The sequence below is a fragment of the Candidatus Woesearchaeota archaeon genome, assembly GCA_003694805.1.
In the GTDB taxonomy this organism is placed as follows: Archaea; Nanobdellota; Nanobdellia; order Woesearchaeales; family J110; genus J110.
Window position 1 is genome coordinate 1 of record RFJU01000090.1, and the last position, 3,522, is coordinate 3,522.

At 46.5% G+C, this 3,522-nt stretch carries 7 protein-coding genes; all 7 read left to right on the forward strand.

Annotated elements, in window-relative coordinates:
- The first annotated feature begins 81 nt into the window (after positions 1–81).
- The 7 genes from D6783_03195 to D6783_03225 all read left to right on the forward strand — a co-directional run bounded on the left by D6783_03195 (position 82) and on the right by D6783_03225 (position 3,386).
- On the forward strand, positions 82–480 hold the full coding sequence (locus D6783_03195) for a hypothetical protein (GenBank protein RME52983.1): 399 nt from the start codon (positions 82–84) through the stop codon (positions 478–480).
- Positions 481–551: 71 nt separating this feature from the next.
- Positions 552–935, forward strand: coding sequence for a RusA family crossover junction endodeoxyribonuclease (locus D6783_03200; protein RME52984.1), 384 nt, complete (start codon positions 552–554; stop codon positions 933–935).
- A gap of 16 nt (positions 936–951) precedes the next feature.
- Entirely contained in the window at positions 952–1,209 is a 258-nt protein-coding gene (locus D6783_03205; GenBank protein RME52985.1) for a hypothetical protein, read from the forward strand.
- Positions 1,206–1,469 (forward strand): hypothetical protein, encoded by a 264-nt coding sequence (locus D6783_03210; GenBank protein RME52986.1) that lies wholly within the window; start codon positions 1,206–1,208, stop codon positions 1,467–1,469. The genes D6783_03205 and D6783_03210 overlap by 4 nt, the downstream gene beginning before the upstream one ends.
- A complete protein-coding gene (locus D6783_03215; protein ID RME52987.1) occupies positions 1,466–1,711 on the forward strand; it encodes a hypothetical protein in 246 nt (81 codons plus the stop codon). The genes D6783_03210 and D6783_03215 overlap by 4 nt, the downstream gene beginning before the upstream one ends.
- A complete protein-coding gene (locus D6783_03220) occupies positions 1,708–2,043 on the forward strand; it encodes a hypothetical protein (GenBank protein RME52988.1) in 336 nt (111 codons plus the stop codon). The genes D6783_03215 and D6783_03220 overlap by 4 nt, the downstream gene beginning before the upstream one ends.
- Positions 2,043–3,386 carry a ParB/RepB/Spo0J family partition protein gene (locus tag D6783_03225; GenBank protein RME52989.1) on the forward strand — a complete coding sequence of 448 codons (1,344 nt, stop codon included), beginning with the start codon at positions 2,043–2,045 and terminating at the stop codon, positions 3,384–3,386. Before D6783_03220 ends, D6783_03225 begins: the two co-directional genes overlap by 1 nt.
- Positions 3,387–3,522: the final 136 nt, after the last annotated feature.

Genomic DNA, 3,522 nt, shown 5'->3' on the forward strand with positions numbered 1-3,522 from the left:
ATGCTTTGGAATTAAACGTTTATTACCTGGGTACAAAGCAATCATAGCCCCAGCAGACAGAGAAGCCCCGATGAACAGAGAATGAAATCAGAAGTGTTCAATAAAGGAGCAGAGTACTACTTCACAGGCCAAGTGAAGATAACCAGCGCCAGGGAAACAGAAAACAAAACAGTAATCTGGTTCAAAGTCAAAGAATACGATGTCCGCCTGGAACTCTCCAGAACCACAACCCTGGCCCTGGACAAAAACTTCACTTGCACCTGCAAGGCAGGAAGCATCCCCAGCAAACAAGTCATAACAGGAAGGGCCTGGCCCCTCTGCAGCCACATCGTAGCCGCAATCATATACCTGGGAATGAAACAATATTGGAGGAAAAAAAGATGGCAGACAACCTTAAATGCCCGCATTGTGGAAGCGACAAAGTCACGCAAGAATTCGGGTACGAAACAATATACCGATGCCACACCTGCAGAGCAGTAGGCAACAAAGAAGAATTCCAAAAGGAGAACTGAAAAAGTGCAATTCCAAGAAACAAGCCAGGAGAACACACAATGACCGACGAAACAATCTTTTTTTTAAGAGTGGACGAAGTGCCTCCAAGCACAAACACAATATACCGCACCACTGGAAAGAACGGCAGAACCAGGACCTACACCACCCGAAGCGCAAAAGAGTTCAAGCAACGCCTCAACCACGCTGCCAAAAACCAAATCAAAACACCCACCTCAAAACCCCTCACGGTAGTGGTCCTCCTGTCGTTCCCAGACAGGCGCAAAAGGGACCTGGACAACTACGCAAAAACAATCCTGGACGCCCTGAACGGAACAGTATGGAAAGACGACAGCCAAATCCAAAAACTCATCATCGAGAAAAGACACACGCCAGGAAACAGAAGCACCAGCGTAATCGTCATCCAGAGGAATGAGGAAATATGACCTTTTTCGTCATCCAATGCCCAAATTGCGGAAACTACCAGGCCCAGGAAAGCAACAAACAAATCCACCTGGCCACTTTCAAATGCAGACGGTGCGGGATCAGCCGCAAGACCAAACGCAAGAACGAATTCATGCTCGGCCTCAAAGTGAAATTCCAAACAGAAAACCCCCGAAAAGCAGCAAGGATTGTCGCCATCCTGAACGGCCAGGACGAACAAGGACGAGAAAGAAAACTCACCTGGAAAACATACCAACAAAGAGGAAAACACAATGATGTCACCCTATCCAGACGCCCTCAAAGAAGCAGTAGCAGAAACGATACACAACATGTGGATTGAATGGAGTTCAACCATAGCAGACACGGAAAAAATCTCAACAGAACGAATAAGACGCTGGACACAACTCTGGATCCCATATTCAGAACTGCCAGAAGCAGAGAAGGACAAGGACAGACGATTAGCCCACAAAATAATCATGACAATCATTGACTTTTATAGAAAATCCCGAAAAAACAAGACGGAGGGAAAACAATGAGTCGAACCAAGTACAAACCCAAAAAGAGCAAGACAACAGCAGTAGTCCTGAATGTCCTGTTCGGACAACTCGGATGGCTGTACACCTACAAGGCAGACGCTTGGAAGTTCTGGCTGAACCTCCTCCTGCTCATCCCAACAATGGGCCTGTGGGGAATAGTCGGAACAATCTGGGCCATAATAGACGCCGCAGTAAAACCAAGAGAATTTTATGAGGACTACTACAAAGTGTACGCCAAATGAGAAGAAAAGCACTCACCCAGAGAAGAATCAACGAAACCCTGCGACTCCTCAAAATAACAAGCAGGTATGTCAACCACATACGACTACACCGAAGCACCAGCCCAGAACACATGCGCAAAATTTGCGAAATATGCATATGGCTGCGACAGAACAACAAGGACTTCGTCACAGAAGCAGAATTCATAACGGGAGGCCGAGCAGACATCGTCGTCCTCGAAGACCAAATAGCAATTGAAGTAGCCCAGACCGAAACAAAAGAACGATTCAACAAGAAGGACTATCCAATCATGAAAATGTACATAGCAACGAATGAACCCTGGAGGGGAATTTAATGCCGAAAATAACAATAACCAGAAGGGAAACAGTGCCAATCCAACTCCTCAAAGAGAACCCAGACAATCCCAGAAAGATAACCAGGAAGGAACTCGCCAAACTCGTCAAAAGCATTGAAGAATTCGGATTCGTCCAACCCCTCATAGTCAACGAACACCCAGACAGGCACAACATCGTCATAGGAGGACACCAACGACTCAAAGCAGCCAAAAAACTCGGCCTCACAGAAGTACCAGTAGTTTATGTCAACCTGCCAAAAGACAAAGAACAAATGCTCAACATCGCCCTCAACAAGATAAGCGGCGAATGGGACGACCTCAAACTCCAAAACCTCATCCAGGAAATCCTCTCCCAGAACCTGGACGCAACCATCACAGGATTCGACGAGCCAGAAATCGCCCAAATCATCGCCGCAATGAACTCCAAAGAACAGGAACTCCTCAAAGATGTCGTTCCAGAACCCCCAAAAACCCCAAAATCCAAACCAGGAGAAATATACCAGATAGGCCCCCACAGGATAATGTGCGGGGACGCAACAAACCCAGAACACTTCGAACAACTCATGAACGGCCAAAAAGCACACCTGACATGGACGGATCCACCATACGGTGTGAGTTACAGCGGAACAAACAACCCAAACGGAAGGCCCTGGGGAATAATGACCAACGACCAACTCCGAGGAAACAAACTCTTCCAATTCCTCTACAAAATTTACAAAAACTCCCATAACCACACAACAGACAACGCACCCCTCTACACCTGCTACGCCAGCATCAACCACATCATATTCGAAAAAGCCCTCAACGAAGCAGGATACACCATCAAACAACAACTCATATGGGAAAAAGGCCACATCCTCGGCCACAGCGACTACCATTGGAGCCACGAACCAATACTGTACTGCCGCAAAGCCAAAAACCCCGAATGGTACGGGGACCGAACCCACAAAACCTTCATCCTCAACTCAAACCCCGAAGAAATAGAGAAACTTAAAAAAGAAGAACTCATTAAAATAATCAAAACCATAAAAGAACAAAGCGACATCCTCCACATCAAAAAAGATCCAGCAAGCCAATACCTGCACGCAACCCAAAAACCCGCAGACCTCCCAAAAATAATGATTCAAAACAGCACCCGCCCAAAACAAATCGTCCTGGATCCATGCCTGGGAAGCGGAACAACAATAATCGCCGCACACCTCACCCAAAGGGCAGGATACGGACTCGAAATAGATCCGAAATACTGCGATGTCATCCTCACCCGCCTACACAACTTCACAGGAATAAACCCTGTAAGAACATCAGACGGCAAAAAGTGGACCGAAATATCCTCTCAAGCATAGAACAACAAAACAACACCATAGGAGGGAAAGACCAATGAAAGAACAAAATGAAGAACAACCCAAACCCGAAGAAACAGCAACCTGGATAACAGACGACAAAGCAATACTCGAATACAAACAAACAGCACCACTCTAC